Origin of the sequence: Nocardiopsis sp. ATB16-24 (assembly GCF_030271535.1) — a bacterium.
Lineage (GTDB): Bacteria > Actinomycetota > Actinomycetes > Streptosporangiales > Streptosporangiaceae > Nocardiopsis.
The window spans coordinates 285,461-305,021 of record NZ_JASCXJ010000001.1; the positions used below are offsets into that span (position 1 = coordinate 285,461).

The window sequence follows — 19,561 nt, forward strand, 5'->3', positions numbered from 1 at the left end:
TTCTGTCGAAAAAGCACGATCTCGCTACAGAAGGCCACGGGTCTCCTCCACCGTGATCTCTCCTTGCTCCACCATGTCCAGCAGCCGGTCGAGATCGTCGGTGCCGGCCGCGCCGGTCGTCGGTGCCGGATCGCCGCCCGCACCGTCACCGTCCCCCTCGGCACCGAGGCGGGACGCGACACACGCCGCCTGGTCGGCGATCGTCGTGAATCGGAACAGGTCGGTGATGTCCATGAGGTTCGGAAAGCGCTCGTCGTAGTGCCTCAACATCTGCGAGGTCAGCAACGAGTTGCCGCCGAGGTGATCGAACTCGTCGTAGGCGTCCAGTTCCGCGACGTCGAGCGTCCTCGCCCAGATCTCGGCGACGGCCTGCTCAACGGCTCCGACATGGTCCAGGCCGTAGAGGACGACGGAGCGGGCGTCGGCCATGTCGGCCTTCCCGGCCTGCGAGGACGATTGCGCCGCCCCCGGCGCCGGCCGTTTTCTGCCGGGCATGACGACCGTCGGGTGCCCTTCCCCCGCCATGAGCGCCCGGAGCAGGTCGGTCCCCTCAGCGGGGTCCAGCGGCGGGAAGAGCTCCTCCTCGTCCACGGCGCCCAAGCGCTCGGCCATCCCGGTCCGCCGCCACGCGGGCCACTGGATGCTCAGCGCGGGCAGGTTCTGGGCGCTGCGGTACTGGGCCAGACTGTCGAGCACCAGGTTCGCGGCCGTGTAGTCGGTCTGACCGTGGCCCGGCAGGAACCCGGACACGCTCGAGAACGCCACGAAGAAGCGCAGGTCGTCGTCCCGGGTGGCGTTGTGGAGGGCGACACCGCCCAGCGCCTTCGGACGGTACACGGCCATGAACTCGTCGGTGGTCTTGGTGTGCAGGAAGCCGATGCCCGGCCGCCCGGCGAGGTGGATCACCCCGCTGATGCGGCCATGGCGTTCCCGAATCCCACGAACGGTCCGCTCGACCGCCCCCGGCTCTCCCATATCCAGACGGACGACCTCGGCGACGGCGGGATCGTCCTGCGGCCCGAACGCGGGATCGGACGTGGGCTCCTCCCTCTGCGAGCCCAACAGGACGAGGTTCTGGAACCCCTGCCGGGCCAGGTCCCGGGCCACGACGGCGCCCAGGCCGCCCGTGCCACCCGAGATGACGACGGCACCGTCCGGAGGGACCGGCCCCGATGTCCCGTCCCCCGGCACGATGGCGTGCCGTTCGACGACCGGTTCGTAGCACCGATCCTCGCGATGGAACAGCAGCGGCGGCCGGGCGGTGGCGCGCGCCTCCGCGATCAGGACCTTCGGCGGGACTCGCTCGTCGATGTCGACGCAACGGATCCCCAGGGTCCGGTACTCGAGCGTGGCGACCCTCATCAGGCCGAGCACACCGGCCTGGCCTGGGTCGGGTGCGGGTTCCTCACCGGTGACGGCGAGCGCGCTCCGGGTCACCGCCAGCAGGCCACCGGTGAACTCCGGCCGGCGGGCGGCCAGGCCCTTCAGCAGGGAGACGGTCCTCTCCACGGGCCCCACCACCCGCTCGGTGAGAGGTGTGGTGTCGTGGTCCGGGGTATCGGCGATGATCCCGAAGGCGAACGTGCGGCCCTCACCGACCTGGTCGTCGTCGGCCGCGGACACATGCAGGTGGTCGTAGCCCTCCGACCGGAGCCGACCGATGAGGGGGTCGAGCATCGGGCCGAAGTCGCCGCAGAGCAGGACCCGGCCGGCCTCGGCGCCGACACGGGTGTCGGCGCCGGTCGGAGGGTCGACTTCCCGGTAGCCCTGCACGTACCCGTATCCGCCGGAGCCGCCCAGGTCGAGGTCGACCGCCGACTTGATGCAGTAGTTCTCCACCGTCAGCACGACCCGTCCGGCGGGGTCGGTGACCGTCACGTCGAACGCGTACAGCCGGCCCTCGACCGAGGTGGGGCGTTTGCGGAAATGCGCCAGCACGCGGGCCGGCAGCGGGCCGTGAACCGTCAGGCTGCCGTAGGAGAGCGGCAGATAGAGCCGGTCGTCGTCATAGAGGCTGTTGGCCGCGTTGATCAACGTGTCGAGCAGCGCCGGGTGCAGGACGTAGTCGTCGGTCTCACCGTGGTACCGCGTCGGCAGTTCCAGTTCGTAGAGCATCTCGGTCAACCCGGCGTCCGCTCGGCCGCCCCGTAGGCTCCCGGTCCACCGCTCGCCCAACGTCAGCCCCTTGGACCGGTCGAGCTGGTCGTCGTAGTCCAGTTCACGGACCAGCCGACCCCGTAGACCCTCCGGGTCGATCGGCTCCGGCACCTCGGTGACCGGCTCGACGACGAGTTCGGCGGTGGCGTTGCGCACCCATGCGCCGTCCGCGCTCCGGGCGGCCACGGTCACCTCGCTGACGTCGCCGGTCCCGCCTGCCGGGTCGAAGACGATGTGGACCTCGGACTCCGCACCGTCGTCGACGGCGAGCGGGGTGGTGAACCGCAGGTTCCGCAGCGTCATCCCGGAGCCGCCGTGGCCGAGCCGCCGGGCGGCCTGCACGATCAACTCCAGTATCCCGGTGCCGGGAAGCACACTGACCCCGTCGATCCGATGCTCGGACAGCTCCCAGAACCGCTGTGGGGAGAGCCGGCACACGGCGATGTCCACGTCCAGCGAGCGCACCAGGCGCAGCTCCGCGGCCGGTCCGCCCAGGCGCTCTCGACCGTCGGCCCTGAGCCAACAGCGCAACGGCTCGAACGGATAGGTCGGTAACGAAATCCGACGGGCACCCGGTGCCGCGCCCCGCTGCCAGTCGACGTCGGCACCGCGAGCGTAGAGGCGGGCCAGGCGTCGCAGGCCTTCCCGGTCGGGTGCCCCGTCGAGCAGCCGCGCCGCCTCGCGGTCCAGCCGCTTCTTCTCGTCGGCGGTGAGGCTGCGGGGGTCGCGCCGCCCGCCGCCACCCGCCGTGAGGCGGAACTCACCGGTGGCGATGTCGTCGACACCCTCCAGACCATCGGCGAAGCTCGCCAGGAGCGCCGACAACTCCTCCTCGTCCTCGCACACGAACGCGGCTCTGACCCGGTGGTGCACACGCCCCGTCGACGCGGTGTGGCACAGGTCCGCCAGGTTCACCCGGTGCCCGCCCAGAAACTCCCGGTAGCGCTCCACCAGCCGCCTGAGTCCGGCGATGTCCGGCGCGCTCAACGGGAACAACACGGGACCGGGCGCCGCGACCCGCTCCGGTTCGGGCTCTGGGTCTGCGCTGCGCACCACAAGGTGGCAGTTGGTCCCGCTCAGGCCGAAGCTGCTGATACCCGCGTACAAGGTCTCGCTCGGATCGCTCCCCCACGGCACCGTGCGGTCGTTGACGTACACCGGCGACAAGGGGAAGGCGATGTTGGGGTTGGGTTCCTCGAATCCAAGGCTCGCCGGCAGGGTCCGGTGCCGCATCGACAACACCAGCTTCGCCAGGCCCGCCAGACCGGAGGCGTTGTCCATGTGGCCGATGTTCGTCTTCACGGTGCCGATTCCGCAGAACTGCTTCCGCGAGGTGTGCCGGGAGAACGCCCGCTCGATTCCGCCGATCTCCACCGGGTCGCCCAGGCGGGTCGCGGTGCCGTGCGCCTCGATGAAACTGATCCGCTCCGCGGGGACCCCCGCGTCCGCGAGCGCCGCGTCGATGAGGTCGGCCTGTGCGTCCGCGTTGGGAGCGGTGATGCCGTTGGAGGCGCCGTCCTGGTTGACCGCGCCGCCCAGGATGACCGCGTGGACGGTGTCACCGTCGCGCTGTGCCCGGTCGAGCGCCTTCAGGACGAAGACGACGCAACCCTCGGCCGCGCTCGTCCCGTCGCTCCTGCGGTCGAAGGTCCGCGTGTGGCCGTCCCGCGACGAGGTCTCCTGGAGGTCCTTGATACCGATTCCCGAGCCGTCGGCCACGACCGGGAGCAGGTCGCTGTTGACGGCGCCGACGAGCGCCATGCCGCAGTCCCCGCGCTGGATCGCGCGGCATGCGGTGTGTACGGCGACCAGGCCCGAGGAGCAGGCGGTGTCGATGAGCATGGAGGGCCCGCGCAGGTTCAACAGGTACGCGATCCTGCTCCCGATGATCGACTTGACGTTTCCGGCGACGGATATCTCCGGGGCGTCGGGGGCGACGGCCTGGAGCATCGTCCGGTAGTCCTCGCCGAAGTCGCTCGACATGCCCACATAGACCCCGACCTTCTGGCCCTGGATCTCGGCGTTCAGATGACCGGCGTCCTCCAGCGCGGCCCACGCGGTCTCGAGGAAGATCCGCTGATCGGGGTCGACCGCCCTGGCCTCCTGCCGGGACATGGAGAAGAACCGGTAGTCGAACTCGGCCACGGAGGGCAGGCGGGTGCCGCCCCAGTAGCGTTCGGGGGAGGGCGGCGGCGCGCCTCGGGCGGCCAGGTAGGCGTCGACGTCGGCGCGTCGCTCCTCGGAGAGCTCGCGGTGGCCGCGCTCACCGCGCACGGTCATCTCCCAGAACTGGTCGAGATCCGCGGCCTCGCCCACCCGTCCGCTCATCCCGATGATGGCGACCGGGACGTTCTCACGCCCGGGTCCGGAGTGGTCGATCCGTACCTCGGTGTCCTCGGGAAGGTCGGCCAGGTCCAGGCCGTCTATGGACAGCAAGGGATTCATGACACCGCCACCCCGTTCGGCTCGAACAGCTCCGTGTCGCCGGTGCGCCGCAGGATCGACGCGATCCGCTCCCGCTGCTCGGCGTCCGGTACGCCCTTCGTCACCATGACCGTGCGCAGCAGGTCGAGAGCGTCGCGCTTCTGCGCCTCGGTGAGCTCCTCGTCGTCGACGGAGGCGAGCTTCTGGAGTCGGCGGTAGGGTGCGATCACACCGGCCGCGTACTCGTCGTCGTCGAAGTTCCTGTTCCGGGTCGCGGCGGCCGCACCCAGGCACAGTCCGACGAGACCGGGACGGTTCCTTCGTTCCTCGATGGCCCGGTCGAGCGCCGCGTACGCCCCTTCGGTGTCCTCGTCGAGACTGTGGGCCCTTGCCTCGGCCACGGCACCGGCGACCATCTTGGTGAGTACGCCCTTCGGCCCCACCTCGATCCACAGCGTGACACCGTCGGCGGCCAGCGTGGACACCACGGCATCCCATCGGACCGGACTGGTGAGCTGTACGGAGAGGGCCTCCCTGATCTCCTGGGCGCTCTCGTACACCCGTCCGCTGACGGTGCTACAGACCGGGACCGCCGGCTTCGTGAACACGGTCTTCTCGACCTCCGCCACATAGGCGGGGACGGCGTCGGCCATGTACGTGCTGTGGAAGGCGCCGGCCACGTTGAGCTTGGCGACCCTGGCGCCGCGCTCCTCCAGCAGGACGGTCATTCCCCGCAGATCCTCGAGGGTGCCGGCCAGCACGGCCTGCTGCTCGGTGTTGTAGTTGGCCACCTGGACGTGGTGACCCTCGGAGTTGAACTCCTCCACCCACTTCTCGACCTGGGCCACCGGCATCCGGAGTGCGGCGATCATCCCCGTTCCGCCGTCGGCGGTGCAGGCTTCCATGGCCTCGCCCCGGGCCCTCACCAGGCGCACCGCGTCCTCGAAGCTCATCGCTCCCGCCGCGAGCAGCGCGGTGATCTCCCCCAGGCTGTGCCCGGCCATGTGAGAGACGGGCGGCTTGCGGTCCTTGGTGAGCACCTCGTACATACCGAAGCTCAGAACCAGCAGCGCGACCTGTGCGTGCCGCGTCCGGGTGAGTTCGGCCGGGGGCCCGGTGAAACAGAGTTCGGCGAGCGAGTAGCCCACGATCTCCGATGCCTGTTCGAAGCGTTCTCGCACGCTGCTCTCCGACTCGAACCAGGAACGGCCCATTCCGGAGAACTGGGATCCCTGGCCGGGAAACACGAGCGCAAGGTTGGTCATGACTGATCCTTCCGGTCCGGTACGTGCGAGTGTCCAGGTATGGCGTCGGCCGCACGGGAGGAAGTGCGGGAACCGGAGGCGGCCGTGGGCGGATCGAGGAGTCCCAGCAGCCTTACGTAGCTGTCGAGCAGCCGGTGTACGGCTTCGGGTGCGATCTCCCGCCGGTGGGCGAGGGTCACGGTCGCCGGTTGTGCGGTCAAGGCGGTTCCCAGGACGAGGTCGGCGTGCCGGAGGAGACCGCCCTCCTCCGTCCACCGACGGTCTGCGCACACGACGAGCGCCCTGCCGTCGTCGCCGCGGCCGGGGTGTAGCCGGTCGAGCCCCACCTCACGGTCGGTGTCTCCGACAAGCCGCAGGTAGTCGTCGACCAACTCGGCGAGGTCGGTCCTGCCGACGAGATCGAGGGGGACCGGGACGGCCCTGCCTGGTCCGGACACCACGTGAAGCGTGACGTCGTCACAGGCCAACGTCTTACCGACGGTCAGCGCGAACGCGGCGTGGGCCAACGCCCGCACCGCGGCATCGCCGCCTGTGCCATGCCGGTGCAGCGCGGCCCGTACCCGGGCCGGCAGGGCGACCTCCGCGGTTCCGTCGGCCCCTTGGTCCTGTACGAACCAGGTCTCGGGCAGCCGCACGCCGGTGCCGGTGAGGGCGCCGTCCGAGTGGCGCCGTGCCAGTCTCCTCTCCAGCAACTCCTGCTGCCCGCCGAGGGTCGGTCGGGCGAACAGGTCACTGACATCGAGCTCCCCGGGGAAGGCGGCGTTCAGCTTCTCCAACAGCAGGATGAGACTGAACGAGTTGCCGCCCAGGTCGAAGAAGCTCTCGTCCGGGCTCACCGACACGTCGCCGAGCACCGCCTTCCATGCCATGAGCAGGTCCTCGTTCACCGCCGAGGGCGCGTCCGCCCGGTCTCCTCCGGGCGGCGCCGCCTCCATGCGGGCCAGGGTCGGGCGGTCGATCTTGCCGCTCGTCGTCATCGGCAGGGCGGCCACCGCCGTGAGCGTGGCGGGGACCATGTAGCCGGGCAGCTTCCGGGACAGGAAGTCCCTCAGCGACTCCGGCTCCACCTGGGCCTCTCCCTTCACCTCGTAGAACCCGCGGATGACCCGGTTGCCCGGCGAGACCTCGTCGACGATCACGCCGGCCCCGGCCACCTGCCCGTGCTCGGCGAGGGCCTGTTCGATCTCCTCGAGCTCGATGCGGTAACCGCGGACCTTGACCTGGTTGTCCGCCCGGCCGAGGCAGTGGACCTCACCGTCGCGCCACAGGGCGCGATCCCCGCTGCGGTAGATGCGTCCCTCGCCGAAGGGGTCGTCCCGGAAGGCCTCACGGGTGAGTTCGGGACGGTGCAGGTACCCCGGGGACACACCGTGTCCGCCGATCCACAGGTCGCCCTCGGTGCCCTCGGGGACGAGCTGGAGGTCGTCGTCGAGCACGTAGAAAGTGGTGTTGGCGATGGGCGTGCCGATGGTGACGGGGGCCTGGCGGGTGAGTTCCTTGACGCTGGACCAGATGCAGGTCTCGGTGGGCCCGTACACGTTGAAGATCTGGCACGACGACCGGGCCCACAGATCCGGCAGCAGGTCCTCGGGGAAGGCCTCACCGCCGACGACGAGCTTCTCCAGTGGTTCGCATGCCGTACGCGCCGCGTCCGGGTCCGCGCACAGCATCCGCAGCCGGCTCGGGGTCATCTGCAAGTACGCGACGCCGTTGTCCGTCACGAACTCCGCGATCGCCGCCGGTGTCCCCGTATCCCTCTCGTCTGCCATGGCCACCGTCCCGCCGGTGACCAGGGTCATGAGGGTCTCCAGAAGGTGGATGTCGAAAGACGGGGTCGTCAAGCACGCCACCGTCGCGTTCTCCCGCCAACCCAGCGCCTTCGGCATGGCCCACAGGAAGTTGGCCAGCGAGCCGTTGGTGACCATCACGCCCTTGGGACGGCCGGTGGAACCGGAGGTGAAGATGGTGTACGCGAGGTCGTCGGGCTCTTCGGTCGTCGGTGCCGGTACCGACGCGGCCGGCAGGTCCCGGTCGCGGATCGTCAGCACCCTCCCGTCCGACCCCTCCGCCCCGTCCGGTTGAAGGACCACCGCGGTCCCCGGGGAGCACAGGACCTTCGCCGGCTCCGCGGCCTCGATCACGGAGCGCAGTCGGTCCGGCGGGTCCGTCACCTCCATCGGCAGCCAGGCGGCACCGACGCGGTGGACCGCCAACATGGCGGCGACGAGCTCCGGCGACCGCGGCAGCAGCAGTCCGACCAGGTCCCCCTTCCCCACCCCGGAGCCACGGAGCAGGGCGGCGAGCCGACCGGCCCGTTCGGCCAATCGGTCGTACGTCGTCACCTCGCCCTGGAAGCGGATCGCCGGACGCGTGGCGTAGGCGGTGAACGCCCGGTCGAACTGCTCCGCGAGGCCGGGGACGCCGGTCATACGCTGACCGGTGCCCCATGACAGGAGCCGCTCCGTCGTGTCGTCGTCGATGAGCGGGATCTCACCGATTCTGAGGTCGGGGTTCTCCACGGCCCTCGCGACGAGGGCGTGGAACCGTTCCATCAGACCGGCGATCCGCTGCTCGCTGAACACGCCGGAGTGGTTCAGGTCGACGAACAGACCACCGTCGCGCTCGGTGAGTTCCAGGGTCAGGGCGAGCATCGAGCCGCTCATGCCGAAGTCCTCGGTGGTGGCGTTGAGCTCACCGAAACGGCGCGCGCGTTCCCGGGCGTTCGTGTAGATGAACATCGTGTCGAACAGAGCGTTACGGCCGTAGTCGCGCTCCAGGTCCAGTTCCTCGATCAACGTCTCGTAGGGGTAGTGCGCGTGCTCGATCGCCGCGAGTCCGGTGTCGCGTACCCGTCGGAGGTAGTCCGACAACCGGGTCTCGGGCGTCGGCCGCAGCCGCAGCGGCAGCGACTGGGCGAACATGCCGACCGTGCCGCCGAAGGGGCCCAGCGCCCGCTGGTCCAGCGGCACCCCGACGCACAAGTCGCTCTCCCCGCTCGTTCTGGCCAACAGCACCGACCACAACGACAGATAGAAGAGGAACGGCGTCGTCCTGTGCCGGTGGATGACCGCGGTCGCCGCCTTGTGCACCCGGGGGTCGATCTCGGTGTAGTAGTGGTGCCCGCTGAAGTCGTTGATGGCCGGAAGAGGCGCATCGGTCGGGACGGCGAGGGGTGGAGGCAGGGTCTCGAACTCGCGCAGCCACCACCGCCGATGCTCCTCATAGCCGGACCGCCCAGGCAGCTCGGACCGGGTTCGGACGTATTCGGCGTAATCCGCGGGCTCTTCGGTGCTCGTCAGCCGCCCGTTCGTCAGGTGATCGGCGAGCTCGTCGACGATCAGTTCCAGTCCTCTGCCGTCGACGATGATGTGGTGGAACGAGACGACGAGGTCATCGGTGCCGTCCTCGCCGACGACGATGCCGTAACGCCACAGCGGTGCCCTGGCCAGGTCGAGCGGCGCGTTCATCGCACTCGCGACCTCCTCGGGACTCGCCCCCTCGAAGAGGTGGACCTCGGGCTCGACGTCTGGCAGGACACGACAGACGACATCATCGGAGTCGACCTCGTAGCGGCTGCGCAGCTTGGGGTGTCTGCGGGCGATGGCGCGAAACGCCGCGTCGACCCGGCTCGGGTCCAGCCGGCCGTCGAAGTGGAGCCGGAGCGGGACCTGGTACGCCTCGTTTCCACCGCGCATACGGGAGTTCACATAGACCCGTTTCTCCTCGGCGGAGAGCGCCATGGTGACGGGCGTGCCCTGAGCGGCCGCGAGCGTCCCTCCGTCGTCGGTCCCGCCTTCACCGGTACGGACGGCCGAAGGCGAGCGTCGGAAGTCGAAGCCCCCGGCCCTGATCTCCCGCACGACCGCCCCGAACGCCTCCAGGATGCGGTCCTTGTGCTCCTCGGTGTGGGCCCACGAGAAATACCCCGAGCGGCGCTCCCACACGAACACGCCGTGGTGGGCCAGCAGCTTGAAGAAGAGGTTCGTGGTCAGGGTCATCATGGCCACGTCGCGCGGCGCCACGTTCTCGTACTTGTACATCGAGGCGCAGTGCGTCAGTCGGATCGGCACCTCCTCGCGGTCGAAGAAGTCGTTGGCCCTCCGCACGAAGTCGTCCGTGAACCTGTTCAGTTCGGCGATCCGCTCCTCGCCGCTCTCCTTGAGGGTGGTCAGCACCGCCCGGCAGGCCGCCATGGTGAGGGGGTGTTTGCAGAACGTTCCGGCGAAAAAGGTCGTCGGTACCGCGGGTCGGGAGTCGTCGACGTCGGAGAACGCCCCGCCGTCCACGGCGTCGAGGTAGGTGCTCTTGCCGGCGACGATGCCCACCGGCATACCGCCGCCGACGAGTTTGCCGTACAGCGACATGTCGGACTCGACCCCGAAGTATGTCTGCGCACCGCCCAGTTCGAGCCGGAAGCCGACGATCATCTCGTCGAAGATCAGCGCGATTCCGTGCTCGGTGCAGATCTGTCGGAGCTCGCGCAGGAACTCAGCGGGCTGTAGGCCCGGATTGCGCGACTGCACCGGCTCCACCAGCACGGCGGCCAACTCGTCGCCCTGCTGCCGGATGCGCTCCAACGACTCCTCGGCTCCATAGCGAAGCACCACGGTGTTCTCGATCATGGCCGGGGGGATGCCGATGGTCAGCGGAACACTGTCGGTTCCGTCGCTCTCGGCCAGGACCGCGTCGGAGCCGCCGTGGTAGGAGTCGGTGAACCGGACGATCCTGTCGCGCCCGCTCACCGCCCTGGCGAGCCGCAGCGACACCATCACGGCCTCGGTGCCGGTGTTGCAGAAGGCGACCCGTTCGGCGCCGGTCATGTCGTGGATCAGCTCCGCGACCTCACCAGCGACCCTGTTCTGGGGTCCCAGCTCATAGCCGGCCTCGAGCTGCTCCTGTACCGCGCGTACGACGAAGTCGGGCTGGTGACCGAAGAAGTGGACACCGTAGCCGATCCCGGTGTCGACGTACCGGTTGCCGTCCACGTCCCAGAACTCGGCCCCCCGGGAGCGGGAGGACACCAGCGGGTAGGAGACCTCCTTCAGACTCGTGTCGAAGTTGAGCGAGTTGATCCAGTCCGCCAGGTGTCGGCGATGGGAACGGGCGTACGCCTGCGACCCCGCGGTCCTGGCGGTGTAGCGGGCGACGAAATCGGTGATGAACCGTTCCTGCTGCGTGGTGAGCTCGGTGGCGCTCAGCGAGATGTTGTTGTCGTACGTGCCGACCTTGCGGGGCGTGCGCGCGGGCCGACGCTTCGGTGCGGGCTCGGGGGCCGTCTGGGGTGTCGGCGCACCGATCGCACCGGCGCCAGGCGCCGCGCCGCCGAGCATCTGAAGCTGCTGTTGCATGACGGCCAGCTGAGAGTGGACCACCGCTTCGAGCCCGGAGGCGGAGGGAACGCCCTGGCCGGCCGCGGGTGCGGTGGTGGGCACGGGCGGTACGGCGCTCCCCCGCTGGTCGGGAACGGCCCCGGGCGGCGGGTTCGGCCGCGGGTCCGGCTCTGGGGGAGGCTCGGGTTCGGGGCGGTTGCGCAAGACGAAGTCGGTCACCTGCCCCACCGTGTGGAGCGACTCGAAGAAGGTGGTGATCGGAATGTCGAGCGCGTAGTGCTTCTCGATGCGCTTGCCGAACTGCACGAGCATGAGCGAGTCGACACCGAGCGAGAACAGCTCCACACCCGGGTTCAGCTCCGTGGTCGCCACGCCGGTGACCTCGCTCAGCGCCTGAGTGATGACCTCTCCGACCACTTTCTCCTCGTCCGCCCGGCGGGCGTCGGCCGCGGCGGCGTCCGCTTTGGCCGCGAAGCCGTCCGCCGGACCGTTCTCCGCGGTGCCGGTCGTCGCGAGGTCGTCCACTCGACTGCCCATGGTCGTGTCACCTGCTCCGGTGCGGTCTCGGTACCAGATCCTCTGCCTGTCGAACGGGGTGTGCGGCAGGTCACGGAGCAGCCGCCCCGCGCCCGCGATCCGGCCGGGGTCCAGCTCGGCGCCCAGCTCCCACAGTCGGCCGGCGGACTCGAGGAACTGCCGCGGGTCGGACCTGTCCTTGCGCAGACTCGGGAGGACCACCACGTCGTCGCCGAACTCCTGGGCGATGAGCCCACCGAGAGTCGCCGTGGCGCCGATCTCGACGAACGTGCCCAGCCCCGTCCGTACGACCGAGGCGACGGCGTCGCGGAACAGAACGGGTTCGACCATGTGTCGGCTCCAGTGGTCGGCGTCGACCGGGGAGCCGGGTGTGACCGGCCGGGCGGTCTGCGCGGAGATCCACTTGACCGACGGGGCGTTGAAACGCCACTCGCGGATCCGGTCCCGGAGGCGCTCGGCCGCCGGGGTCATCCGCTCCGAGTGGAAGGGGTGCGACACTTCGAGTCGTTCCGTGAAGACACGCTGTCGACGTGCGGCCTTCAGTACCGCGGCCAGGCTGTCGGCCGGACCGGAGACGGTGACGTTCTCCGTGGCGTTCACGGCCGCCAGCGAGACGTCCGGGGTGTCGGTGAGCAACTCTCGCGCCCGTTCGACGGAGCACAACAGGGTCGCCATCGCGCCGTCGGCCGAGGAGTCCGCTACCACGCGCGCCCGGTGTGCGACCAGCTCAACGGCCTGTTCTCGGCTCATGGCCCCGGCGAAGCAGGCCGCCGCGTACTCGCCGATGCTGTGGCCGATGACCGCCGCGGGCGTGACACCACAGCTCACCCAGTACCGGGCGAGCGCCAGTCCGACGGCGAAGATCATCGGCTGGGTGTACAGCGGCGACTGGAAGCGTTCGTCGGCCTCCTCTGCGAACATGACCTCCAGCACGGAGATGTCGGCGACTCTGCGGAACTCACGGTCGAGCTCGTCCAGTTCGCGGCGGAACCCCTCCGCGTGGTCGTAGAGTCCACGGGCCATGCCCTGGTACTGCGTTCCCTGTCCTGAGAAGACGAACACCGGCCCCGCCCCGCGCGGGTCGGCCGCGACCTTCTCTCCGGAAGGGCTCGCCGCGGCGGTCCGCAGTTCCTCCAGCGAGGTGCAGACCAGGGCCTTGCGGTACTTCAGGCCACGCCGTCTGCTCAGAGTGTGCGCCACGTCGTCGAGGTCCACCGCGACGCCGGAACTCCAGTCGGCGAGCTCGCGCAGCCCGGTCCGCAGGGCCGCAGCGGAGTTCGCCGAGACCGGCAACAGTCGGGGCGTGTCCACATCGGTGCGAGGGGGGACCGGCTCCCTTCGCCGCGGCCCGTACTCCTCGACGATGACATGGGCGTTGGTCCCGCTGACACCGAACGAGCTGATCCCCGCCACACGTCTTCCGGTCGGGGGGTCCCACGGAACCTCCTCGGTGATGACCTCGAGGGGGGCGCTGTCCCAGTCGATGAGGCGGTTGCCGCTGCGGAAGTGCAGTGTGGCCGGCAGGCGCCTGTTCTGGAGACTGGTCACGACCTTGCAGAGCGCCGCCATGCCGGCGGCGGACTCCAGATGCCCCAGGTTCGACTTGACGCTGCCGACACCGACCTTCGCCGTACGCCCTGCGAAGACCCTGGCCAGGGAGTTGATCTCCTGCGGGTCGCCGATCGGCGTGCCGGAGCCGTGGGCCTCGACATAGGAGACGTCCTCTGCCCCGACCCCGGCCTCGGCCATCGCGTCCCTGATCACCTGGCTCTGGGCGGCCCCGCTGGGCACGGTGAACCCGCCGCTGCGGCCATTGTGGCTGACCGCGGAGCCGCGCAGCACGGCGAGGACGTCGTCACCGTCGCGTTCGGCGTCCGCCAGCCGCTTGAGGAGGACGACGACGCCGCCCTCGCTGCGGATGTAGCCGTCCGCGCCGTCGTCGAAGCTACGGCAGCGACCCGACGGCGACAGGGCGCCCAGCCGGGACCACGACAAGTGCCCCTCGGGACTGAGGATCAGGTTGACTCCCGCGGCCACGACGAGGTCGCATCCGCCCTGCTTCAACTCCCGGCCGCCCAGGTGCAAGGCGTACAACGAGGACGAACACGCGGTGTCGACCGCCATGCTGGGGCCCTGGAAGCCGAAGGTGTAGGAGATACGCCCTGCGGCGGCGTTCGCCATGTTGCCGGTGTAGGTGTACGCCTCGTGGGAGTACCCGAGGTTCTGCCCCACCTGGCGGTAGTCGTTGTTGTAGATCCCGACGAACGTTCCGACCCGCCCGGCGGCACCCGCGGCGTACGGGTCGAGGCCGGCGTCCTCGAACGCCTCCCATGTCAGTTCGAGAAGCAGCCGCTGCTGCGGGTCGATCAGCTCCGCCTCGCTCGGCGAGATGGCGAAGAAGGTCGGGTCGAACCGGTCGATGTCGCGCAGATAGCCGCCCTGTGTGGTGGTCACCTCGCTGACGTCCAGGGGGCTGTGCGCCCACCGGTCTTCGGGGACGGGCTCCACGACGTCGATCTTCCCGCTCAACACCTCCCAAAGCCGCCGCCGGTCGGCGATGCCGCCGGGCAGCCGCATCCCCATTCCGACTATCGCGATCGCGTCGGACGGCTCCGCCGGAGCAGGGGCTCGGGAAGGCCGAGGAGCCGGGGCCTTCGCCTGCGCACCGCCGAGGGCGGCGCGCGTCCGCCGTATCTCCTCGACCAACGCCGCCGGCTCGGGGTGGTCGATGATGCAGGTGCTCTCCATCCGGACATCGAGCCGGCGCTCGAGCTTGGCCTGCAAAGAGACCAGGCGGACCGAGTCAAGGCCGAGATCGAACAGGTTCGCCTCGCGCAGCGCCGGATCCAGGGCGGCGGCCTCGGACGGTCTGCTCTCCAGCTCGCCGACGACGTACGAGACGATCGCGTCGACCAACGCGCGGTCTTCTGCCACCGGATCGGCGGGCGCAGCCGGTCCGGTACCGTCGTCGACCCTCGGCAGCGGTCGGCTCCAGTCGACCGGTACGCCGTGCACCCACGCCTCCGCCAGCGAGGCGACGAAGCGGGCCGGGCCTTGCCGGTCACGGCGCAGCGTGCCGATCACCGGCACGTGGTCCCCGATCGCGGCCACGATCTCCCTCGTAGGGCGAACGAGCACCGGATGCGCGCTGAGTTCGACCAGCGCACGGTGGCCATCGGCGAGCACGGCCCGTGCGGCCTGCTCGTACATCACCGGGTTGCGGAGATTGCGGTACCAGAACTCCGCGTCCAGCTCAGCGGTGTCCACGCGTCCACCGGTGGTACTGGAGTAGAAGGGCAGCTCCGTCGTCCGCGGGCGAACACGGCCGAGCGAGGCGAGCAGGGCCTCGCGCTGCGGTTCGACCCGCGGGGAGTGCGCGGGGAACTCCACGGACAGCTTCTGGGCGTAGGTCCCCTCGTCGCGCAGGCTCTCGACGATGCCGTCGATGACAGGGTCGGCACCGGCGATCACCACCGAGCGGGGGTCGAACACCCCGGCGACGTCAATGGCGTCGGCGGAGTCGGTCCCGCGGGCACCGAAGCGTTCCCGGACCTCCTCGACGGTCAGCCCGACCATCGCCATGCCGCCCTGGCCCACCATCGGAACGTGCGCCCTGCTCCACAACACGGCGATGCGCGCGGCCTCGTCGAGCGGCAGTGCTCCCGTCACGCACGCCGCGGCGATCTCGCCGAGGCTGAAGCCGACGACACCGCCCGGCTCCACTCCGTGGGAGCGCCAAAGACCGGCCAGCGCGACCATGATCGAGAAGAGGACCGGCTCCACGACGTCCGGCCGCTGTAGCTCCTGCGCCGGACCCTCACCTCGTAGAACGTCCACGAGCGACCAGTCGACGTGCGGGGCGAGGGCGTCGGCGCACTCGCCGATCCTCCTCGCGAATTCCGGGGACGCCTCCAGCAGACCGACGCACATGCCCGGGAAGACCGTGCCCTGCCCGGGAAAGACGAACACCGGACGCGCGTCGTCGGTGGCGACGCCCCGTACCACCCGCGAACTCGGGCGTCCCTCGACCACCGCGGTCAACGGCTCCAGCCAGTCGTCGCCCTGGGGGAGCAGGACCGCCCGGTGCGCGCGGTCCGGGCGCTTGGAGGTCAGGGAGCCGGCCGCGTCAGAGGAGCCTGCCTCGCCTTTCTCGACCTTCCGCCGCAGCCGAACCGCACGATCGCGCAGAGCCCTCCTGCTCGGAGCACTCAGAACCCACGGAGCAGTCATCGGCAGCGCCCCCCGCGATGTAAAACGACCAGAGCGCCGAAGATGTTCATCTTTCCCGACCTAACCTTTCTTAGTGAATGTGGTGAGACCGAAATCAGCGATGAGCGTCTGCTGCACCTGCGAGGTTCCCTCGATGATCTCCAGAATCTTCGCCTCCCGAAAAAGGCGTTCAGCCGGGTACCCGTTCCAGCACCCGTTTCCACCGAGCACCTGAACCGCGTCCGAGGTGACGCGACAGGCGACGGTCGAGGAGAAGTACTTGGCGATGTTCGTTGCCGCGATCACCTCCGGACTGCGTTCGGCCCTCAACCGTCCGGCTCTCCGGCACAGCTCACGCGCGGCGGACACGCCGGTGACCGCGTCCGCGATCATCCGCTGTACCAGCTGGAACGATCCGATCCTGCTGCCGAACTGGACACGACGGGCCGCATACGTGCACATCTCCTCAAGGGCCGCCTGAGCAAGCGCCACACCCGCCCACGCGATGCTGTAGCGTCCGTGGAACAACGCCGTGTTGGCGACGAAGGCGAATCCGGCCCCGATTCCGGAAACGAGGTTCTCGGCGGGGACCTCCACTCCGGAGAGGACGACCTCGGCCATGTGCGCGGCTCTGTTCCCGAGCATTCCCGACATCGGTCGGATCTCGACCCCTGGCGTTTCCCGGTCGACGAGGAAGGCGCTGACGGTTCCGTTGTCCGTCGCGAAGACGAGAAAGACGTCAGCGATCCCCGCGAACGAAATCCATTTCTTGTGTCCGTCGAGAACGAAAACGTCGTCTTTCTTCACGTACCTCGTGGACATCCCCTCGGCGTCGGAGCCCGCATCGGCCTCTGACAACGCGAAGCACGCGATCCTCCGCCCGCTTGCGAGATCGGGCAGGTACTTCTCTTTGATCCGCCGTGATGTCCGACCCGCCAGCGTCTCGGCGACGAGGGAGGTGTGAACGGTCAACAGTGCCCGGGTCGAGGCACACGCCTTGCCGATGACCTCGGTGAGCTCGCCGTACTCGAGCGGGGTCAGACCCAGGCCGCCCCACTCGACCGGCACCGTCGCCCCGAGGAACCCCGAGTCCGCCATCCGCTCGACCACCTCGCGCGGAAGGTGCTCCTCCCTGTCGAACTTCGCCGCCCGGGGCGCCAGCTCCGCGGCGAAGGCCCTGGCCCGTTCCAGGACCGCGTCCGAGGAGCGGTCAACCACGACGCACCTTCCTCAGCTCCTCCACCATCTCCGTCATCCGCTCGACCGAGCTGAACCGTTGCAGGCTGAGGTAGTCGTCGGGGACCTCGACGTCGAAGGTGCTCTCGATGTGGGCCAGCAGTTGCATCGCGAAGATCGAGCTGACGAACCCCTTGTCGAAGATGTTGTCGTCGTCGCGCAGTTCGTCGTCGCCCAACACGGTGATGTTGTCCCGGAGATAGCCCCGGATGCTCTCCCGGACGTCCACACCGGGAGCCGCGTCAACCGGAGATCCACTGTCATGCATCGACGTTCACCTTCACGTGGTCGGGGTAGGCACGGACGATCGAGAGGTCGTTCTCGAAGAGGTGGTCGGCTCCGTCGCGCGAGACGACATGGAAGTTCGCCAACTGGTAGGTGAGGAGCATCTGGCGGTTGCGGTCGGTACGCCGGAACCTGGCGAGAAGGCGGGTCCCGTGAGCCTCCGCCCGCTGGATCAGAAATTGCAGCAGCACCGTGCCGACGCCTTTGGAGACCGTTCGGCAGGACATGAGCAGCAGCGCGATCGTCCACTGGCCGCCGGACTTCTCCACCAGTGCCATCCCGATCTTGCCGTAGGAGCCGTAGCGGTCCCTCAGCTCGCAGACCCACAGGTCATGGCCGGGGTCATCGAGGAGCTTCTCGAGCTCGTCGTACGAGTAATGGATGCCGGTGGAGTTGAGCTGGCTGGTCCTGTGGGTCAGCTCCTCAAGGCGCAGCAAGTCGTCTCCGCCGGCTCGGGAGATGGTGAGGACCATGCCGAGGCTGCGTAGAAACTCGTCGTGGGGACCCTGGAACTCGAGTTCTGACCGATCGCGCCGCTCAGCCTCTTGATACGCCAGGCGCCTGCGCCGCGCGTCCTCGGTGACATGGGCCGGAGACAGCCGAGGCAGCGTCGTCAGGAGGAAACGGTCCGCGGCATCGATCGTCTCCACGTCCGGATGGACGAAGGTGACCTCGTCGCGTTCGAACTCCTGGTCGTCGATGAAGACGAAGGTGTCAAGGCCGATGTTCAGCTTCGCCTGTAACGCCGTGAGGGAGCTGGACTTACTGTTCCAGTTGATCTGCGGATGGAGGAAGTACTCGGCCATACCGAACTCCTCGAGCTTCCGCATGGCGTCATCATGGTTGTTCTTACTGGCAATGGACTGTAGGATTCCACGCTCATCCAAGGTCTTGACGGTCTCGATGATCTGCGGTTCCACGACTATGTCGTCTCCGGCTGAGAGGGTCCCTCGCCAGAGTGTGTCGTCGAGGTCCCACACGACACATTTCGCCATCTTCACCGGTACTTCACTCCCCTGCCCGAACCGTTACATGGGTCTTGCGGTCACCGAGAAACGCCGTAGGTGTAGAAACCCTGTCCGCTCTTACGACCGACCAGTCCAGCGCTCACCATTTTTTTCAGCAGGGGACAGCAACGAAATTTCGGATCCTGCATGTCGTCGTAGAGGACCTGTAACGAATCGACCACGGTGTCCAAACCGATCAGATCAGCAGTGGCCAGAGGCCCCATCTTATGGCCGTAGCCAAGAGTGAATATCGCGTCGATCTGCTCTGGCTCCGCGACCCCTTCTTGAACAAGAAACGCCGCCTCGTTCATGAACAGATGGGATAACCGATTAGAGACGAACCCCGGGTTGTCACGTACGACGACAGGCCGCTTCCCCAAGGCCTGCACGAAGGCCTCTGCCTGCTTTGCCGTCTCGTCGGACGTACGGTGCCCGCGCACGATCTCGACACACTCGGTGAGAGGGACCGGATTCATGAAGTGCATGCCGATCACCGACTCGGGCCGCGCGGCGGAGGCGGCGATCCTCGTGATCGAGACGCAGCTGGTGTTCACCGCGATCAAGGGGCCTTCTCCGCACACCTCCCGCAGCTCTCGGTGGACCTTTTCCTTGACGGCGACGTCCTCGATGACGTTCTCGACGACCCAGTCGGCCTCGGCGAGCGCGGCCATGCCGTCCGCGACGCGGATACGACGGTGAATGTCCTTGTCAAGCCACCGCGAGTCGCCCGGCGACATGAGGCGGTAGCGCCTCACAAGGGTGCGTATGTCGCCGCCGGCCGTTGCCAGGACACCAGGGTCGTGATCGTAGAGCACCACACCATACCCGTGGGCGGCACAGGTGACGGCGACGTCCTTACCCATCACTCCAGCTCCAATGATCCCGACCACCGGCATCGCCGCCACACCTCTCCCGAAAGCGTCATTCAGCTGTTCTTATTACGCTCCGTAAAATTCCCAGATGGCTTTTCACCCTAGCGTCGCCAAACGCATCAGGGAAGGGTGGACTTCAGATTTATTCTGACCCGACCCGGACGTCTCCAGGATGTTTAAGCGAGCTTCGTGAGCATTAATGCTGGCCAGAGGAGCGCATGCAGCCCCGGATTGGCCTA

The 19,561-nt window shown here is 68.5% G+C and carries 7 protein-coding genes; all 7 read right to left on the reverse strand.

Annotated features, from left to right (window positions below):
• Window positions 1-24 precede the first annotated feature (24 nt).
• From PFX91_RS01175 to PFX91_RS01205, 7 genes are read right to left on the reverse strand one after another with little or no spacing between them, the layout of a single operon-like run.
• Window positions 25-4,602, reverse strand: coding sequence for a type I polyketide synthase (locus PFX91_RS01175; RefSeq protein ID WP_285728741.1), 4,578 nt, complete (start codon window positions 4,600-4,602; stop codon window positions 25-27).
• The gene (gene fabD, locus PFX91_RS01180) at window positions 4,599-5,846 is read right to left on the reverse strand and encodes an ACP S-malonyltransferase (protein ID WP_285728742.1); all 1,248 of its coding nucleotides are present in this window, start codon (window positions 5,844-5,846) and stop codon (window positions 4,599-4,601) included. Before fabD ends, PFX91_RS01175 begins: the two co-directional genes overlap by 4 nt.
• On the reverse strand, window positions 5,843-15,943 hold the full coding sequence (locus PFX91_RS01185; protein ID WP_285728743.1) for a non-ribosomal peptide synthetase/type I polyketide synthase: 10,101 nt from the start codon (window positions 15,941-15,943) through the stop codon (window positions 5,843-5,845). Before PFX91_RS01185 ends, fabD begins: the two co-directional genes overlap by 4 nt.
• 60 nt (window positions 15,944-16,003) lie before the next feature.
• Window positions 16,004-17,140, reverse strand: a complete 1,137-nt coding sequence (locus PFX91_RS01190; RefSeq protein WP_285728746.1) for an acyl-CoA dehydrogenase family protein — start codon at window positions 17,138-17,140, stop codon at window positions 16,004-16,006.
• Window positions 17,133-17,426: a phosphopantetheine-binding protein gene (locus tag PFX91_RS01195; protein ID WP_285728748.1), complete on the reverse strand. Its 294-nt coding sequence runs from the start codon at window positions 17,424-17,426 to the stop codon at window positions 17,133-17,135. The genes PFX91_RS01190 and PFX91_RS01195 overlap by 8 nt, the downstream gene beginning before the upstream one ends.
• Window positions 17,419-18,438 carry an HAD-IIIC family phosphatase gene (locus tag PFX91_RS01200; RefSeq protein WP_285728961.1) on the reverse strand — a complete coding sequence of 340 codons (1,020 nt, stop codon included), beginning with the start codon at window positions 18,436-18,438 and terminating at the stop codon, window positions 17,419-17,421. The genes PFX91_RS01195 and PFX91_RS01200 overlap by 8 nt, the downstream gene beginning before the upstream one ends.
• Before the next feature lie 50 nt (window positions 18,439-18,488).
• Window positions 18,489-19,346, reverse strand: coding sequence for a 3-hydroxyacyl-CoA dehydrogenase family protein (locus PFX91_RS01205; protein WP_285728964.1), 858 nt, complete (start codon window positions 19,344-19,346; stop codon window positions 18,489-18,491).
• Between the last annotated feature and the right edge of the window lie 215 nt (window positions 19,347-19,561).

What these genes read in the sequence shown, in the direction of transcription:
- PFX91_RS01195 (WP_285728748.1), bottom strand. Translation starts at nt 17,426, where the DNA reads ATGCATGACAGTGGATCTCCGGTTGACGCGGCTCCCGGTGTGGACGTC.
- fabD (WP_285728742.1), bottom strand. Translation starts at nt 5,846, where the DNA reads ATGACCAACCTTGCGCTCGTGTTTCCCGGCCAGGGATCCCAGTTCTCC.
- PFX91_RS01200 (WP_285728961.1), bottom strand. Translation starts at nt 18,438, where the DNA reads ATGGCGAAATGTGTCGTGTGGGACCTCGACGACACACTCTGGCGAGGG.
- PFX91_RS01185 (WP_285728743.1), bottom strand. Translation starts at nt 15,943, where the DNA reads ATGACTGCTCCGTGGGTTCTGAGTGCTCCGAGCAGGAGGGCTCTGCGC.
- PFX91_RS01205 (WP_285728964.1), bottom strand. Translation starts at nt 19,346, where the DNA reads ATGCCGGTGGTCGGGATCATTGGAGCTGGAGTGATGGGTAAGGACGTC.
- PFX91_RS01175 (WP_285728741.1), bottom strand. Translation starts at nt 4,602, where the DNA reads ATGAATCCCTTGCTGTCCATAGACGGCCTGGACCTGGCCGACCTTCCC.